We start from the raw sequence: 14,125 nt of genomic DNA, 5'->3' as shown, positions 1-14,125 counted from the left end.
TCGTCTGGGCCCGCAACTTCGTCGAACGAATGCTCGGACGCAGGTCGCGGGGATGGCCGGGAGGGTCATGTACCGGAGAATAGGCTGTTGTCCGGTACATCGGGGTTCACCCGAAGTGTCACCGTCTGCTGGCGGCGAGGCGTTCGGCGACTGACCGTGCAGTTCAAGCCCGGCGGCACCGTGCATGCGGTGGAGCAACTCGACTGGATGCGGGCACAGTTCTTCGCCAACCGCCCAGACGACCGCCCGGCGGCGCGTAAACCTACGGGCCGTGCCTCGGCGGCGTCGAAGTGGGCCGACCGCATCAGGTGCCGGTGCAACGAGGCCGGCCGTGCCCTTGTCAGTGGTGGCGGGGGCGAGGCGGCAGGGCGAACGCGCTCTCCGCGGTCGAGGTCGGGCGGTCGGGGCTGTGGCCGTATGCGCCTACGGCATCGATGCCTCGGATGATGGTCAGCAGAAGGTACGCGAGGTCGTCGGGATCGGCGTCGGGGTCGATGTCGCCGTTGCGCTGCGCTGATCGCACGCACTCGGCCACCGCTGTCGCGACCGCGGAGAAGCAGTCGTTGGCCAGGCGTTCCACCTCGGGGCCGGAGGTGCCGACCTCCAGGGCCATCTTGGCGGCGAAACCATCGAGCGGTTCGCGCTGCTGCTCGGCGGCATGCTCACCGAATGGGCGTCGTGGCGGTGGGTGATGTACGTGAACGTCGCCTTCGCGGCCCCCGCCCTGATCGGTGCCTTGCTGCTGGCCAAGCCCGCGATCACCAAGAAGCCCAAACTCAACATTCCGGGCATCGTCGTGGCGAGCGAGGGCCGACCTGTCGCACTTGACAACTCAGTACAGAACCACCTAGGTTTCTGACTGTTCAGTACACAACCGTCCTGAGCTCACCGGACAGGGTGCGTGCACGCCTGGCGCGATGGAGAGCAACCCATGCCTTGCACTCCTCCGCGCCGCCCGGCATTGCGATGCCTTCCAGGCCGGCAAGGCCCGGTCTGATCCTCGCGGTCCTGGCGACGGCGAGTTTCATCGCCGGACTGGATCTGTACATCACGAACGTCGGGCTGTCCTCGGCGCGGGGCACTTCCTGCACCTCGAACAGCCCAAGACGGTCGCCGACCACATCCTCGGCTTCCTGAACAGCTGCCCCCCTCCAACCACCCAGAACTCGAAGGGCTGACCGAACCATGACTGATGAGGAAACGCAGGAGGCCATGGCAGTGGCGACTCCTCCGTACGCGAGCGACGCACTGGCCGAGGGGACCGTCGACGCGGTGGTGATCGGCGGGGGCGCCGCGGGGCTGAACGGTGCACTGATCCTCGCCCGCTCCCGCCGCTCGGTCGTCGTGATCGACAGCGGCTCCCCGCGCAACGCGCCCGCGGAGGCCGTGCACGGTTTCATCGTCTTGGACGGCACCCCGCCGTCCGAGATCCTTCGACGGGGCCGGGAGCAGGTGCGCCAGTACGGCGGACGCGTCGTGTTCGGCGAGGTGGTCTCGGCCGAGTCCGCCGCCCCGTCGGCGGACGGGGACCTGCGGTTCACCGTCACCCTGGCCGACGGCCGCAGCATCACCGCTCGCCGCATCCTGGTGGCCACCGGCCTCACGGATGTGCTGCCACAGGTGCCCGGGCTCGCCGAGCACTGGGGGCACAGTGTGGTGCACTGCCCGTACTGCCACGGCTGGGAGGTGCGCGATGAGCCCCTCGGTATCCTCGCCACCGGCCCGGCCTCCATCGGCCACGCGTATCTGTTCCGTCAGCTGACCGAGGACCTGACCTACTTCACCCACGGCACCGACCTGGACGAGGACAGCCGCGCCCGCTTCGCCGCCCGCGGCATCCGCGTCATCGACACCCCGGTCACCGAGGTCGTCAACGACGAGGACGGTGCCCTCGCCGGGGTGCGCCTGGCCGACGGCCAGGTCGTGGCCCGCCGCGTCGTCGCGGTCGCCGCGCCGATGCAGGCCCGCACCCAGGGTCTGGAAGGTCTGGGCCTGCCGGTGCAGGACCTGCCGAAGGGCCGCGGTTTCGCTTCCGGCATGGCCGGCACCACCGAGGTGCCGGGTGTGTGGGTGGCCGGCAACGCCACCGATCTGGTCGCCCAGGTCGGAGCCTCCGCAGCGGCCGGCGCACTGGCCGGCGCCGACATCAACAGCGCGCTGGCCACCGCGGACACCGACGCGGCCCTCCACAGGATCGCCGAGGCAAGCCCAAAAGCGGCCACACGATGATCTCGAAGCCCTGAGATCTCAGCCCGTCACCCGCTCGCCTCACCTTCATCGGTGAGAAACCAATCAGTTTCCAGACGGCTCTCTGCCATGCCCAGCAAGTAGGCGGCAGGAGCGTCGCGCCGAGGTCAACGCCCCCCTCCTCGACCTCCTCGCCCGCCTCGACGACTTCACATCCTCGGCTTCCTGAACGGCCGACCCACCCCAACCAGATGAAGGACACAACAATGACGGAACGCAATCCCATTCTGATCACCGGCGCCGGCGGTCAAGTCGGTGGCGTGAGCAGGGTGATGGTCGACATGCTGCTCGAACAGGGCCACCCGGTGCGCGCGTTCGTGCGACGGGACGACGAACGCGCGCAGTCGCTGCGCGAGGCCGGGGCCGAGGTCTTCGTCGGCGACCTGCTCAAACTCGCGGACGTGGCCGCCGCGCTGAAGGGTGTCAAGCGCATCTACTTCAGCATGACCCCGCAGCCGTACTACGCCGATGCCCTCACCGTGATGGCCGCGGCGGCGCGAGCCCAGGGCGACATCGAGGCCTTCGTGCACCTGTCCAACTACGAGCAGTCGTACATGACGCTTGAGAAGATGACCGCACCGGATGAGGAGCGGCATTCCTGGCTCGGCGGAGTGGTCACGGACTGGTCACCGCAGCAGCGGGCGCACTGGGTCTGCGAGCGGGTGCTGGACTGGTCCGGCCTGCCGACCATCAACGTGCGTCCGACCCTGTTCGCCGAGAACCCCCACCTGACCTGGATGCAACAGGGCCCGCTGAGCAACGGTGAACTGCGCCTGCCCTTCGGCAAGCAGCGGCTCGCGCCCATCGCCGTTCACGACGTGGCAGAGGTGTGCGTGAAGGTGCTGGTCGACCCCGCACCGCACATCTCGAAGTCCTACGCGCTCACCGGCCCGGAGCTGAAGGACATGTACGGGTTCGCTGAGGACTACGCAGCCGTGCTGGGACGCGAGGTCACCTACATCCCCGAGGAAGTGGAGGCCTGGAACGAGGCCTTCCTTGACGAGACCGTCCTGCAGGAGTCCCTGGGCGATCCGGGTGCGGCCCGGCACGTGGCGGCGCACCTGAGGATCCAGACCAGGCTGATCGCCAGCGGGCGGTACGACGCCTTCTCCGACCAACTGGAAACCCTGCTCGGGCACCCGCCGCGGACCGTGCGGTGGGCGCTGGAGAACAATACGCGCCTGCGCGAACTGGCGGGTGCTCCGAGCCACTGAGCGCTCCGGAGCAGAACCTGACGCCACGCGATGGGCAATTCAGAGCTTCCGCTCGTCCGCCCCGTCCCTCTGAGGAGCTACTGATGCCCTTCCTTGCACATACCCCCGTGGAGAAAATGACCGGGCCGTACAGACGGCGCTGGTGGGCGCTGCTCGTGCTGTGCCTGAGCCTGCTGATCACGGTGATGGCGAACACGTCGCTGATCGTCGCCGCCCCCGACATGACCACCGACCTGGGCCTGAGCAGCAGTGATCTGCAGTGGGTCGTCGACTCCTACACCGTTCCCTACGCGGCGCTGATGCTGGTGCTGGGCGCGATCGGCGACAAGTACAGCCGGCGCGGCGCGCTGGTGCTGGGTCTGCTGATCTTCGCCGGCGGTTCGGTGATGGGGAGCATGGTCGACGAGACCTCGCTGGTCGTCGTGGCCCGCGCGATCATGGGTGTGGGTGCCGCGGTCGTGATGCCGGCCACGCTGTCCCTGGTGGTCGCGACCTTCCCCCGGAGTGAGCGGGCCAAGGCCATCACCGCCTGGGCCGCGACCTCCGGGGTGGCGGTAGCCGTCGGCCCGCTGGTCTCCGGCTGGCTGCTTGAGGACCACGCCTGGGGCTCGACTTTCCTGATCAACGTGCCGATAGCCGTTGCCGCCGTGTTCGGCGCGCTCGTCCTGGTACCGCCGTCCAAGGCGGAGGGCATGGGCCGGATCGACTACGTCGGTGGTCTGCTGTCGATCGTCACGGTCGGCTCCCTGATCTACGCCGCCATCGAGGGCCCGCACTCCGGCTGGGGCGTCGGCCCCGTCACCGCCGCCGTGGTCGCCGGTGTCGGTCTGGTCGCCTTCGTCGCCTGGGAGCTGCGGCACCCGCACCCGATGCTGGACGTCCGAAAGTTCGCGCTGCGGCCCTTCAGCGGCTCGATGCTCGCGGTGATGTTCTTCTTCTTCGGCATGTTCGCCGTGATCTACTACTCGACGCAGTTCCTGCAGTTTGTCCTCGGCTACGGCGCCCTGGACACGGGTGTACGGCTGCTGCCGCTGGGCGGTGCGGTGTTCCTCGGGTCCGCGGTGACCGGGGTGCTCGCCCCGAAGCTGGGGGTGAGGGTGATGGCCGTGACCGGCCTGGCCGTCGGCACGGCGGGCATGTTCCTGCTCACCCAGATCGACAAGGGGTCGACGTACGGGGACTTCCTGACGCCGCTGATGATGCTGGGCCTCGCGCTCGGACTGGCCATCTCCCCGGCGACCGACACGATCATGGGCTCCTTCCCCGAGTCCGAGCTGGGCGTCGGCGGCGGGGTCAACGACACCGCGCTCGAGCTGGGTGGGGCGCTGGGCATCGCGGTGCTGGGCTCGCTGCTGGGCACGGCCTACCGCGACGAGCTGACCGACCTGGTGGGCAACCGGCTCCCGGCGCAGGCGATGGAGACCGCCAAGGACTCGGTCGGCGCCGGCCTGGCCGTCGCGGAGCGGGTCGCGCAGGATCCCGCCGCCGGGCCCCAGCAGGCCCAGGCCGCCGTGGACGCCGTCCACCAGGCCTTCGCCCACGGAGTCGCCCAGACCAGCCTCATCGGCGGGATCATCATGGCCGCCGGAACACTGATCGTCCTCGCCATCCTGCCGGGCCGGCGCGGCTTCGCGAAGCAGAGCGCCGAGCCGGGGGCCGGGACGACGGCGAACGAGGCGGCCACTGTGCGGGAGCACACCGGGGCCACCCGCTAGATCGCCGACGGGGCGTCCACTGGATCGCTGGGGACGCGTCCGCGGGATCGACGGGCGACGCGTCCGCCGGGGCGCCGGGCACCGCCTCCGCCGGATCGCCCGCCAGGCGCGTCGGGCAGGAGCCCGGCGGCGCCAGATGCGCAGGGCGCGCGTGGTCCACGGTCGGGCAGCGCCGCACTGCGCCGCGGCCGCCATCTCGCGCTGCTCGACTCACCAACCCCCGGGGTAGCCTGCTCGGGAGCACGGGCCGTGACGATGCGCCTGGTTCGGCTCCACACGCTGCGGGGAGAGGGAAGCCGGGCAACGGCGAACAACGGGCAGACCGACATGGCCGTCCTGGTGGCGATGCTCAGCGAGCGCGCCGCCGTGAACGTCCGGCTGGCACTGGTCGCGAACGGACAGCAGTGGCAACTGCACCATGGGCAGGTCACCTTGAACGACGACACCCCGGTGACGGAGCGGGCCTGGCGCTACAGCACGGCGAGCTTCCTGGAGCTGCGCCTGCCTGGCCGACGGTCGCCGCGCTGCTGCGGGGTGACGAACAGGTCATCCACGGTCTCCACGTCGTCGCCCCCGGCCCGTCGCCGTCCAGCGCCCCCACCTCTTGGCTGCGCGGCCAGCAAGAGTGGGGCCGGGTGACCACGTCGTGGCCGCGCACCGAGTGGACCCTCAACCGGGACGCCAACACGCCCCAGTCCGGCCACGACCTGCTGGTCGGGGACGGCCCCTCATTTCTGAACTTCGACCAAGCCCTCAGCGCCTTCCTCCACCAGCGCCCCCACGACAGCAACGCGCTCCCACGTACGGGCGCGCCCGCGATGCCTCGGTCGTCTGGGAGCAGCCCGGCCCGGAGCTGGAGCTTCTCCTTGCGAACGGGGAGGGAAAGCACCTGGAGTGCGAACAGGAGGTCCCGGAGGGCGACTCCCGGAAGAAGATGCTCAAGACCATCGCCGCCTTCGCATCGCAGGACGGCGGCACCGTCCTGATCGGCGTCCGCGACAACCTGCAGATCGTGGGCCTGCCCGAGAAGCTGGGAGCGCGGGATGAGCACACGTCAGCGGCACATCGCCCACCTCCATCTGCACGCGGCACTGAGCGAGGCCCAGTTCGGCGATGTGATCGAACTGATGTCCGGTGTCACGCCTCACGTCCAGGCCGTCCCGCCGGGCGCCGTCCAGCTCGACCTGACCTCGGCGCTCAGGTACTTCGACCTCTCTCCCTACGACATGGTCCAGACGACGATGATGAGACTGAAGCTCCTCTACGGCATCGACTGCAGCGCCGGGCTCGCGAACAACCGGATGCTGGCGGCGATGGCGGCCGACGCGTCCGCACCCGGAGACACCACCTGGGTCCGCGCTGGGCAGGCCGCCGACTGGCTGTACCCCCGCCCGGTCACCGCGCTGCCCGGCATCGGCCGCGCCACGGCGGAAACCCTCAACAGATATGGACTGCACACCATCGGCCAGGTCGTCGACATACCCGCGGCGACCCTGCAGCGACTCCTCGGAGCCGACTCGGCCCGGCCGCTGGCCGAGCGCGCCCGAGGCAATGATCCCCGCCCGGTCATCCCCTGGGAACCGGCAGCGCACCTGACCGCCGACCTCGTGTTGGAGCGGGACTGTCTCGCCCCCGCACTGCATCACCGGGCAGTCCTGGGGCTTGCCGACCAGATCGGCGGGCGCCTCCGCGGCGAGAGCCAGGCCGCCAGCAGGCTCACCCTCACGGTGCGGTACGCCGACCGCAGCTCCACCGCGCGCACGCGCACACTGCCGGAATCCACCAGCCACTCACCCGCCCTTGCCGCGGCTGCCCTCGGTCTGCTGACTTCCCTGGGGCTGCAGCGAGCGCGAGTCCGTGCCTTCGTGATCCGTGCCGACGGACTGCTGCCGGCCGACAGCGCCTACCGCCAGCTCTCCCTGGATCCCGGCGATGCCCGGGCCCGCGCGGCCGAGGTCGCCGCGGACCGCGCCCGCCGACGCTTCGGGCCGCAGGCCGTACGGCCGGCTGCTCTGGCGGACTGACCGCTTGTGCGAAGAACTACGACTACTTCCGTCCTGCGCCGTTCAACGGTTCCTGTTCCGTCCCCGGCTGATCAACTGGTTGCCGCCCTGGCCGGGGTGACGGTTGGCACTCCAACGGCCGCCGTGCTGCCCGGACTTCGGCAGATGCGGCTTCAGTCGGGACGTGTGACGCCCACGCGAACGCGTCCTCCCGCTCGGCATCTCGTGACGAGGTCAAAGATCAAGCCAAGAAGCCGACGGCCCACCGATAGCGGCCTCTGGCCTGATGAGGTGCTCACCGCACACCATCAGACCAGGGGCCGCCGAGGTCTGAGCACTCAGACCTTGCTGGTCATCGCAAGGAACGGCGGGCTGTATGACGCGCTGGCCGCGGGCCGGATGGACACGGCGTAGCGCTCCTGAGACGGATGTCAGGTGAGGGTCCTTTCTGGTTGGCCTGGGCATTGCAGGTCCACAGGATCGTGATGGTGCCGCCTGAGTCGACCACCACTCAGCCGGCGGCTCTGGCGGACTGACACATGCGCCGGGAACGCCGTCCGCCGGCGCCGCGCGCGAGGACGCGGTCCACTGACGTCGCGTGCGAGTCGGGTGAATCCAAATGCCCGCGGGATACGAACCGAACCCGTGGGCGGATCCGCGACCGCGGACCAAGAGCCTTCACAAATACGGAAGTTGCGGATATCGCGGATGTTGCGGAAGTCGTGGCACCAGAGCCCGGGAGTGCGGGATGACCATCCTCTGCGTACGTTTCCAGCTGCCGCCGACGGGCGAGGCGGCGGTCCTGCCGGGGCTGCTCGGGTTACTGGAGGACTTCACGCCGGTCGTGGAGGCGTTGCCGCCGGACGGGGCGCTGGCCGATCTGCGGTGCGCCGAGCGGCACTTCGGGCGGGACGCGGTCGAGCTGGCGTCGGCGATCCGGCTGCGCGCCCTCGCCCACCACGGGGTCGACTGCGCGATCGGCGCCGGGCCGGGGCCGATGCTGGCCCGCGTGGCGGCGCGGGACGCGCGGCCCGGGGTGACCTGTGCCGTGCCCGAGGAGCCGGAGGCCGTCGCGGAGTTCCTCGCCGAGAGGCCCGTCGCCACCCTGCCCGGCGTCGGTGCCGCGACCGCCCGCACCCTGGGCGAGTACGGCCTCGACACGCTCGGCCGGGTCGCCGCCGCGCCGCTGTCCACGCTTCAGCGCCTGGTCGGCGAGCTGGCCGGCCGCGAACTGCGCGAGAAGGCGAGCGGAATCGACCGGGGCCGGGTCGTCCCGAAGGTCGTATCGCGGTCGCTGGTCACGGAACGTCCCTTCACGCGCGACGAGTCCGACCCCGACCGGCTCCGCCGCGCCCTGCTGTCCGCCGCCGAGGAACTGGGCGCCCGGCTGTGCGCCCTGGACAAGGTCTGCCGCACCCTGACCCTCACCGTCCGCCACACCGACCGCGCCTCGACGACCCGCAGCCGTACCCTGACGGAACCGACGGCCCACTCGACGGCGCTGACCGGAGCGGCGTATGCCCTGTACGACGCCCTCGGCACTCAGAGTGCCCGTGTCCGCGCCCTCGCCCTGCGCGCCGAGGGCCTCGATCCCGCCGAACAGGCCCCTGACCGGCCCACTTTCGACCCGCTCGCCGCCCGGGGCTCAGTTGGCCCACGGCGGCGTGATGCGCGTGCCGTCGGCGAGCTCCGCCGTCAGGCCTATGGACGTGGTGACCCAGGTGACGGCGGTACGGTCGCCCGGGTTCTCGACGGTCAGGGTCGCGCCGGGGTTGATGATCAGAGTGTCGCCTGAGCGGATCCGCTCGGTGCGGTCGTCGAGTGTGATCAGCAGCTCGCCGTCGAGCAGGTGGAGGATCTCCTCGCGGTTGACGGTGTGCGCGGGAGCCTTGGTCCCGGCCGGTATCTCGCCGCGCCAGGCGCAGAGCTCCTTGCTGCCGGTGAGGGGGGTGGCGTACGAGACGAAGCGGGCGCCGTGGATCTCGTGGGTGACGGCTTCGGATGCGCGGACTACGGGCATGGGTGCCTCCTGTTGAGTGCCTGCTGATTAACTAACCGGTTCGGAATGGTCAAGCTGCTTGACCATTCCGATCCGATGGTCAAGCAGCTTGACCAATACGTCAAGGGTGTTTCAATGCCTGCGTGCAGAACTCCGAAGCCATGGCCCTGTCCGCCGCCCTGCTCGCCGTGGCCGGCGAGCTCACGCAACGCATTCATGCCGGCGTGGTCGCCCGGGGCTTCGAGGGGCTGCGGCCCGCGCACGGGTTCGCGTTCGCCCGGCTCGCCCCGGGCGGTGCGACGGTCACCGACCTCGCCGCCCATCTCGGCGTGACCAAGCAGGCGGCCAGCCAGCTCGTCGACGAGATCGTGCGCAAGGGATACGCCGAGCGACGGGCGCATCCCGGCGACGCGCGTGCCCGGCTGGTCGTGCTGACCGAGCGGGGGTGGGCCTGTACCCGTGCGGCCGACGAGGCGGCTGCGGATGTCGTGCGGGCGTGGGGCGAGGTGCTGGGTGAGGGGCAAGTGCGGGCGCTGCGCGAGCAATTGGTGCGCATTGTTCCCAAGGGGCCAATCAGGCCTACCTGGTGACGGTTCGTCAGTGATTACGACGCGTCTCCTGCCATCATCGGCCACCACTGGACTATCACTGGAAGTTTTTACTGACGCGTAACTTCACACGTCTCCTACTCGCCCGTAACTTGACGAGTGAACAGCATCCTCGTGATCCGGATCACAGGGCGTAAGGCCGTCGCACCTCCCTTGAGCCGCAAGGAGATCACACGATGCTGCCCTGGAAACGAGTGCTCAGACCCCTGGCCGCGCTGCTGCTGACCGCCGCGGTCGCCGTCGTCCCCGCCACCACCGCCCAGGCGGCGGAAACGACGGCGACGTCGAGCAGTGGCTGGAACGACTTCTCCTGCAAGCCGTCCGCCGCCCATCCCCGCCCCGTCGTCCTCGTGCACGGCACCTTCGCGAACTCCGTCGACAACTGGCTGGGACTCGCGCCCTACTTGAAGAACCGTGGCTACTGCGTCTTCTCCCTCGACTACGGCCAGCTGCCGGGCGTGCCGTTCTTCCACGCCCTCGGCCCCATCGACAAGTCGGCCGAGCAACTGTCCGCCTATGTCGACAAGGTGCTCGCCGCGACCGGCGCCGCCGAGGCCGACCTCGTCGGCCACTCGCAGGGCGGCATGATGCCCCGCTACTACGTCAAGTTCCTCGGCGGCGCCGCCAAGGTGAACGCCCTCGTCGGTATCGCCCCCAACAACCACGGCACCACCCTGGCGGGGCTCACCAACCTGCTGCCGTACTTCCCCGGCGCCGAGGACCTGCTCTCCGCCGCCACCCCCGCCCTCGCCCAGCAGGTCGTCGGCTCCGAGTTCATGACCAAGCTCAACGCCGGCGGCGACACCGTTCCCGGTGTCCGCTACACCGTCATCGCCACCAAGTACGACGAGGTGGTGACGCCGTACCGAAGCCAGTTCCTGAACGGGCCCGACGTGAAGAACGTCCTGATCCAGGACCTGTGCGCGGTCGACCTGTCCGAGCACGCGCTCATCGGCCTGACCGACCGGATCGCCTTCCACGAGGTGGTCAACGCGCTCGACCCGGCCCGCGCCACGCCCACCACCTGCGCCTCGGTGATCGGTTGAGAGCGGTAGGCACAGAACACACCACCGGGGTCTGACCGGCCTGAGCCGCCGGTCAGACCCCGGAGTCCTGGGTCAGCGGCCGTGGCGAGCGCCGCCGGCCGCGCGTCGGCGCACCGACGCGAACAGGACCGCCGAACCGAGCGCCAGGGTCGCCGCACCGCCCATCGCGAGATACGCCGTGCTGCTGTCCCCGCCGGTCTCGGCGAGGTTCTCGGTCGCGCCTGCCGCCTTCGGCTGGTTGGCCGGGGTGGCGGACTGCGCCTCCTCGGCCGCCGCGGCCGGCTCCGCCGACGTACTGGCGTCCTGGTCCCCGTGGCCGTGGTGCTCGACCGTCGACTGGTCGGCACCGTCCTCGATCTGCTCCTCGGAGGGCGCGGAGGCGCTCGGAGCCGGAGCGGCCCCGCCGCCGGTGTCGCCGCCGGTGTCGCCACCGTCGGAGTCATCGGTGCCGGAGTTGCCGTTCCCACCGCTGCCGCCGCCGAAGGCCACGTCCGAGCAGGAGTAGAACGCCTCCGGGCTGTCCGAGCGCTGCCAGACCGCGTACAGCAGCTGCTTGCCGGAGCGCTCGGGCAGGGTGCCGGAGAACGTGTAGAAGCCGCCCGAGGCCGCAGGGTCGGTGACCGTCGCCACGGGGTTCGTCAGGTCAAGGTCGTCCCAGGCCAGCGGCTTCGTCGGGTCGTAGCCCGCCTTGGTGATGTAGACCTTGAAGGTGCCCTTGTGCGGGGCGGTCACGCGGTACTTGAAGGTGTACGACCCACTGCTCACGCTGGTCGCAGGCCAGTCGGCGCGGGCCAGGTCGAGGCCCTTGAACTCCTCGCTGTTCGCGCTGCACAGCTTGCCGTCCGGGATCAACTCCTGGTGGCGGCCGGCCGCGTCGCCGATGCGGATGCCGTTCCAGTCGTACAGGGCCTGCGTGCCGCCCGCGGCGACCGCCGCCTTGCACGCGTCGGACTTCGGGCTCTCCGGGCCCTCCGCGTAGCACTGCGAGACCCGGCTGACCGGGTCGCCCATCGAGCCGTGCGCCGACGCGGGGGCGGTGGCGAGGGCGGTCAGGGCGAGCGGGGTCAGGCCGAGGGCGGCGATGGTGGCGGCCTTGCGGCGTGCGGGCATGGGGGATCTCCTCGGAACCGGAACTGATGAGTGCCGGATCCAAGAAACCGTGAAATCGCCTGTCGCAGGGGGTTCGCGGCGATCTTTAGGGTCGCCTTAAGGCAGGACTAACCGAGGGCTCAGGATGAGGGAGGGATGGCCTCCAACTCACCTGCGTCCGAGCAGTGCCACCTGTACGTGGCCGTCCGTGTTCGTCCGCCGTCGGACGCCTCGGTTGGCTCCCAGATTGGCTCCCAGCGGAGCCGACGTGCCTTACCTCGCCAACTCGTGCGCATGGCGCCATAGCGGTGCCACTACGGCGGCATCATGGTCGTCATGGATGCTGGGATAGCTGCGGTGTTGGGCGCGGGAGTGGGAACGATCGGCATGATCGTGACTGGCTGGACCGCAAGGTCAGCAACCAAGATGCAGATGCGTAATGAGTCATTACGTGAGCGCAGGGAGCCACGAAGAGCCTCTTACGAGGCGTTCTCATCGGCTGTTGCGGCGTTCCACGATCACTTACAACCCTGGGTGCACTTCGGGCGGCTCCTCGACTCGTCGAGGACTTCTGAGGATGAGGGCACGAATCCCCCCTCGCACCTGAAGCACAGTAAATTCAAGGATGGTTACGTGGACCACGCCATTGCGCTTGCTGACGAGGTCAGCCGCTTCGGCCGGCATGTCGTCCTGGACGGACCGGCTGAACTCGAACCGTTCGTGACTAAGGTGGCGGAGCTGTCGAGTGGCCTCGTTGCCCCGTTCCGAATCCTGCAGAGCTTCGCTCGCATCTCTGGGGAGATGGGGGACTCGACCGTTGCCTATGACACCTCAAAGTTCCCTGAGATGCTCAAGCATCTGGACCAAGGTGTTCGAGAGTTCCTCCAGCATGCGAGTACGGCGCTGGACCGCGACGTCGCCAGTTGATCGAGCGGTTAGCGGAATCTCCATGGCCCAGCCAAGCCTCGCTGGCTGGGGCATGGAGCACCAGTTTGGAAGATCGCGTACGCGGATGCGACCTGACCTGGCGAGACGGTGACCTGGGTGTTTCCACGGCAATCGCCGAGGTTCCCCGTTGGTCCCCGCTCGTTGCCCCTCGATCGGGCACGCAGAGGGCACACGTGGCCGTCTCCCGCCCTTCCAGGTTGCATGCCCCTCTTCCTGGTCCCGTGGGGCTAGTCAGTTCTCACACGGTCGGTTCGGGCCGCTGCGCTGCTACTGCCTTCACGGCGGAGCCGGATACGAGTACAGCAGCTAGCGCGATCATGCTCGCCAAAATGCTCTGGATCTCTACGGCGGGAACGTAAACCACCACGATGATCACGAGCACGGTAGCCCAGTCCTTTGGGCGGGTGATTGGCAGCGCCGAGCCGTTTGGGGCCACACTCATTGCAGTACCTCCCAGGTACTCACGGCCCACCCCAGCGATCTTGCCGCCAAGCCTGTTCGGTGGGGTGGGCTCCAACGGTGCAGCCATCTTGGGCCATTTGGGGGGTTCTCCGAGCATTGCACGCCTGCCGGAGCCTCATAGCCCCTCGGGCGGGTGACTGTGGGGGCGTTCTCCTGTCACGTATATGCACCCACAGTTACCTGCGCGGTCGGCGGAGTCTCGGTGCCCTAGGTAACCCAGGGGGCGCCGTCCCGGATATTGGCCGGCGCCCGCGCTGGATACAGCTTTGGGATGTGGTCGCATCCTGATCAGGTCGATCACAAGAAGACGGCAACGTCGATCAATCAGCGGTGCACCTGAGCCGATCGTCCGCTGAGGTTCAGCTCCTACCGCCGCTGTCCGCGCTTGTTGGTGTCAGCCGTTGGTGTCAACCGATCCACGCGGTCTTGACAGGACAGTCACGACGCCCTCGTAACAACAGCTAACACAATGAGCCGAGTTGTCGGTGGGTGATGAGGCAGCAGGCGAGTTTGAGGAACGCTTCGTGGATGTCGGCTCTGCGTTCCCAGCGGATGCGCAGACGACGGAAGCCGTGGAGCCAGGCGAAGGTTCGCTCAACCACCCACCGGTAAGTACCCAGCCCGGTGCCGTGTCGGGTGCCGCGTCTGGCGATAGCGGGCACGATGCCGCGATCGCGGACCTGATCGCGGTAGACGTCGTGGTCGTAGCCCCGGTCGGCGAAGAGCGAGTCGGGCTTGCGGCGGGGCCTGCCAACTCGGCCGCGGACGGGCGGGATCGCGTCGAGCAACGGGAT

15 protein-coding genes and 1 pseudogene are annotated in these 14,125 nt (G+C 69.2%); 10 read left to right on the top strand and 6 right to left on the bottom strand.

Annotated features, from left to right (window positions below):
* Positions 1-340 precede the first annotated feature (340 nt).
* Positions 341-613, bottom strand: a complete 273-nt coding sequence (locus BLU79_RS42240) for a TetR family transcriptional regulator C-terminal domain-containing protein (protein WP_371132048.1) — start codon at positions 611-613, stop codon at positions 341-343.
* 45 nt (positions 614-658) lie between these two features.
* Between BLU79_RS42240 and BLU79_RS42235 the strand changes: the two genes are divergently transcribed.
* Positions 659-859 (top strand): hypothetical protein, encoded by a 201-nt coding sequence (locus tag BLU79_RS42235; protein ID WP_093911358.1) that lies wholly within the window; start codon positions 659-661, stop codon positions 857-859.
* Positions 860-863: 4 nt separating this feature from the next.
* Here the strand turns inward: BLU79_RS42235 and BLU79_RS42230 are convergent, their stop codons facing one another.
* A complete protein-coding gene (locus BLU79_RS42230) occupies positions 864-1,121 on the bottom strand; it encodes a hypothetical protein (RefSeq protein ID WP_093911357.1) in 258 nt (85 codons plus the stop codon).
* 91 nt (positions 1,122-1,212) lie between these two features.
* Here BLU79_RS42230 and BLU79_RS42225 point away from each other — a divergent pair, with 91 nt between their 5' ends.
* From BLU79_RS42225 to BLU79_RS42200, 6 genes and pseudogenes are all read left to right on the top strand, one after another.
* Positions 1,213-2,229 (top strand): NAD(P)/FAD-dependent oxidoreductase, encoded by a 1,017-nt coding sequence (locus tag BLU79_RS42225; protein ID WP_093911356.1) that lies wholly within the window; start codon positions 1,213-1,215, stop codon positions 2,227-2,229.
* A gap of 224 nt (positions 2,230-2,453) precedes the next feature.
* Positions 2,454-3,461: an NAD(P)H-binding protein gene (locus BLU79_RS42220; RefSeq protein WP_177001396.1), complete on the top strand. Its 1,008-nt coding sequence runs from the start codon at positions 2,454-2,456 to the stop codon at positions 3,459-3,461.
* Between the two features lie 83 nt (positions 3,462-3,544).
* Complete coding sequence (locus tag BLU79_RS42215; RefSeq protein ID WP_093911355.1) at positions 3,545-5,176, top strand: MFS transporter; 1,632 nt, start codon at positions 3,545-3,547, stop codon at positions 5,174-5,176.
* Positions 5,177-5,425: 249 nt separating this feature from the next.
* Entirely contained in the window at positions 5,426-5,815 is a 390-nt protein-coding gene (locus BLU79_RS49525) for a hypothetical protein (RefSeq protein ID WP_256333678.1), read from the top strand.
* Between the two features lie 404 nt (positions 5,816-6,219).
* Positions 6,220-7,200 carry a DNA polymerase Y family protein gene (locus BLU79_RS42205; RefSeq protein WP_093911354.1) on the top strand — a complete coding sequence of 327 codons (981 nt, stop codon included), beginning with the start codon at positions 6,220-6,222 and terminating at the stop codon, positions 7,198-7,200.
* Between the two features lie 727 nt (positions 7,201-7,927).
* A pseudogene (locus BLU79_RS42200) lies at positions 7,928-8,809 on the top strand (hypothetical protein); the annotation flags it as partial.
* 15 nt (positions 8,810-8,824) lie between these two features.
* Here the strand turns inward: BLU79_RS42200 and BLU79_RS42195 are convergent.
* Positions 8,825-9,199, bottom strand: a complete 375-nt coding sequence (locus BLU79_RS42195; protein WP_093911353.1) for a cupin domain-containing protein — start codon at positions 9,197-9,199, stop codon at positions 8,825-8,827.
* A gap of 122 nt (positions 9,200-9,321) precedes the next feature.
* Here BLU79_RS42195 and BLU79_RS42190 point away from each other — a divergent pair, with 122 nt between their 5' ends.
* A complete protein-coding gene (locus BLU79_RS42190) occupies positions 9,322-9,768 on the top strand; it encodes a MarR family winged helix-turn-helix transcriptional regulator (protein WP_093911352.1) in 447 nt (148 codons plus the stop codon).
* 194 nt (positions 9,769-9,962) lie between these two features.
* Complete coding sequence (locus BLU79_RS42185) at positions 9,963-10,832, top strand: esterase/lipase family protein (RefSeq protein WP_093911351.1); 870 nt, start codon at positions 9,963-9,965, stop codon at positions 10,830-10,832.
* Between the two features lie 72 nt (positions 10,833-10,904).
* Here the strand turns inward: BLU79_RS42185 and BLU79_RS42180 are convergent, their stop codons facing one another.
* A complete protein-coding gene (locus BLU79_RS42180; RefSeq protein WP_093911350.1) occupies positions 10,905-11,942 on the bottom strand; it encodes a lytic polysaccharide monooxygenase auxiliary activity family 9 protein in 1,038 nt (345 codons plus the stop codon).
* A 306-nt stretch (positions 11,943-12,248) separates the two neighbouring features.
* On the opposite strand from BLU79_RS42180, the gene BLU79_RS47945 reads away from it, so the two are divergent.
* Positions 12,249-12,848: a hypothetical protein gene (locus BLU79_RS47945; RefSeq protein WP_143052569.1), complete on the top strand. Its 600-nt coding sequence runs from the start codon at positions 12,249-12,251 to the stop codon at positions 12,846-12,848.
* A gap of 259 nt (positions 12,849-13,107) precedes the next feature.
* On the opposite strand, the gene BLU79_RS42170 is transcribed toward BLU79_RS47945, so the two are convergent.
* Both BLU79_RS42170 and BLU79_RS42165 read right to left on the bottom strand, forming a co-directional pair.
* The gene (locus BLU79_RS42170) at positions 13,108-13,251 is read right to left on the bottom strand and encodes a hypothetical protein (protein ID WP_256333676.1); all 144 of its coding nucleotides are present in this window, start codon (positions 13,249-13,251) and stop codon (positions 13,108-13,110) included.
* Between the two features lie 541 nt (positions 13,252-13,792).
* Positions 13,793-14,125, bottom strand: a 333-nt coding sequence (locus BLU79_RS42165; protein WP_143052568.1) for a transposase, incomplete at its 5' end; no start/stop codon positions are given.

The sequence above is a fragment of the Streptomyces sp. cf386 genome (assembly GCF_900103585.1).
Lineage (GTDB): Bacteria > Actinomycetota > Actinomycetes > Streptomycetales > Streptomycetaceae > Streptomyces.
This window is presented reverse-complemented; position numbering and strand designations above follow the sequence as displayed.

Excerpts from the sequence above, each read along its gene's own strand:
- BLU79_RS42220 (WP_177001396.1), top strand. The coding sequence starts at position 2,454 with ATGACGGAACGCAATCCCATTCTGATCACCGGCGCCGGCGGTCAAGTC.
- BLU79_RS47945 (WP_143052569.1), top strand. The coding sequence starts at position 12,249 with ATGGTCGTCATGGATGCTGGGATAGCTGCGGTGTTGGGCGCGGGAGTG.
- BLU79_RS42205 (WP_093911354.1), top strand. The coding sequence starts at position 6,220 with ATGAGCACACGTCAGCGGCACATCGCCCACCTCCATCTGCACGCGGCA.
- BLU79_RS42240 (WP_371132048.1), bottom strand. The coding sequence starts at position 613 with ATGGCCCTGGAGGTCGGCACCTCCGGCCCCGAGGTGGAACGCCTGGCC.
- BLU79_RS42235 (WP_093911358.1), top strand. The coding sequence starts at position 659 with ATGCTCACCGAATGGGCGTCGTGGCGGTGGGTGATGTACGTGAACGTC.
- BLU79_RS42215 (WP_093911355.1), top strand. The coding sequence starts at position 3,545 with ATGCCCTTCCTTGCACATACCCCCGTGGAGAAAATGACCGGGCCGTAC.
- BLU79_RS42195 (WP_093911353.1), bottom strand. The coding sequence starts at position 9,199 with ATGCCCGTAGTCCGCGCATCCGAAGCCGTCACCCACGAGATCCACGGC.
- BLU79_RS42180 (WP_093911350.1), bottom strand. The coding sequence starts at position 11,942 with ATGCCCGCACGCCGCAAGGCCGCCACCATCGCCGCCCTCGGCCTGACC.
- BLU79_RS42185 (WP_093911351.1), top strand. The coding sequence starts at position 9,963 with ATGCTGCCCTGGAAACGAGTGCTCAGACCCCTGGCCGCGCTGCTGCTG.
- BLU79_RS42225 (WP_093911356.1), top strand. The coding sequence starts at position 1,213 with ATGGCAGTGGCGACTCCTCCGTACGCGAGCGACGCACTGGCCGAGGGG.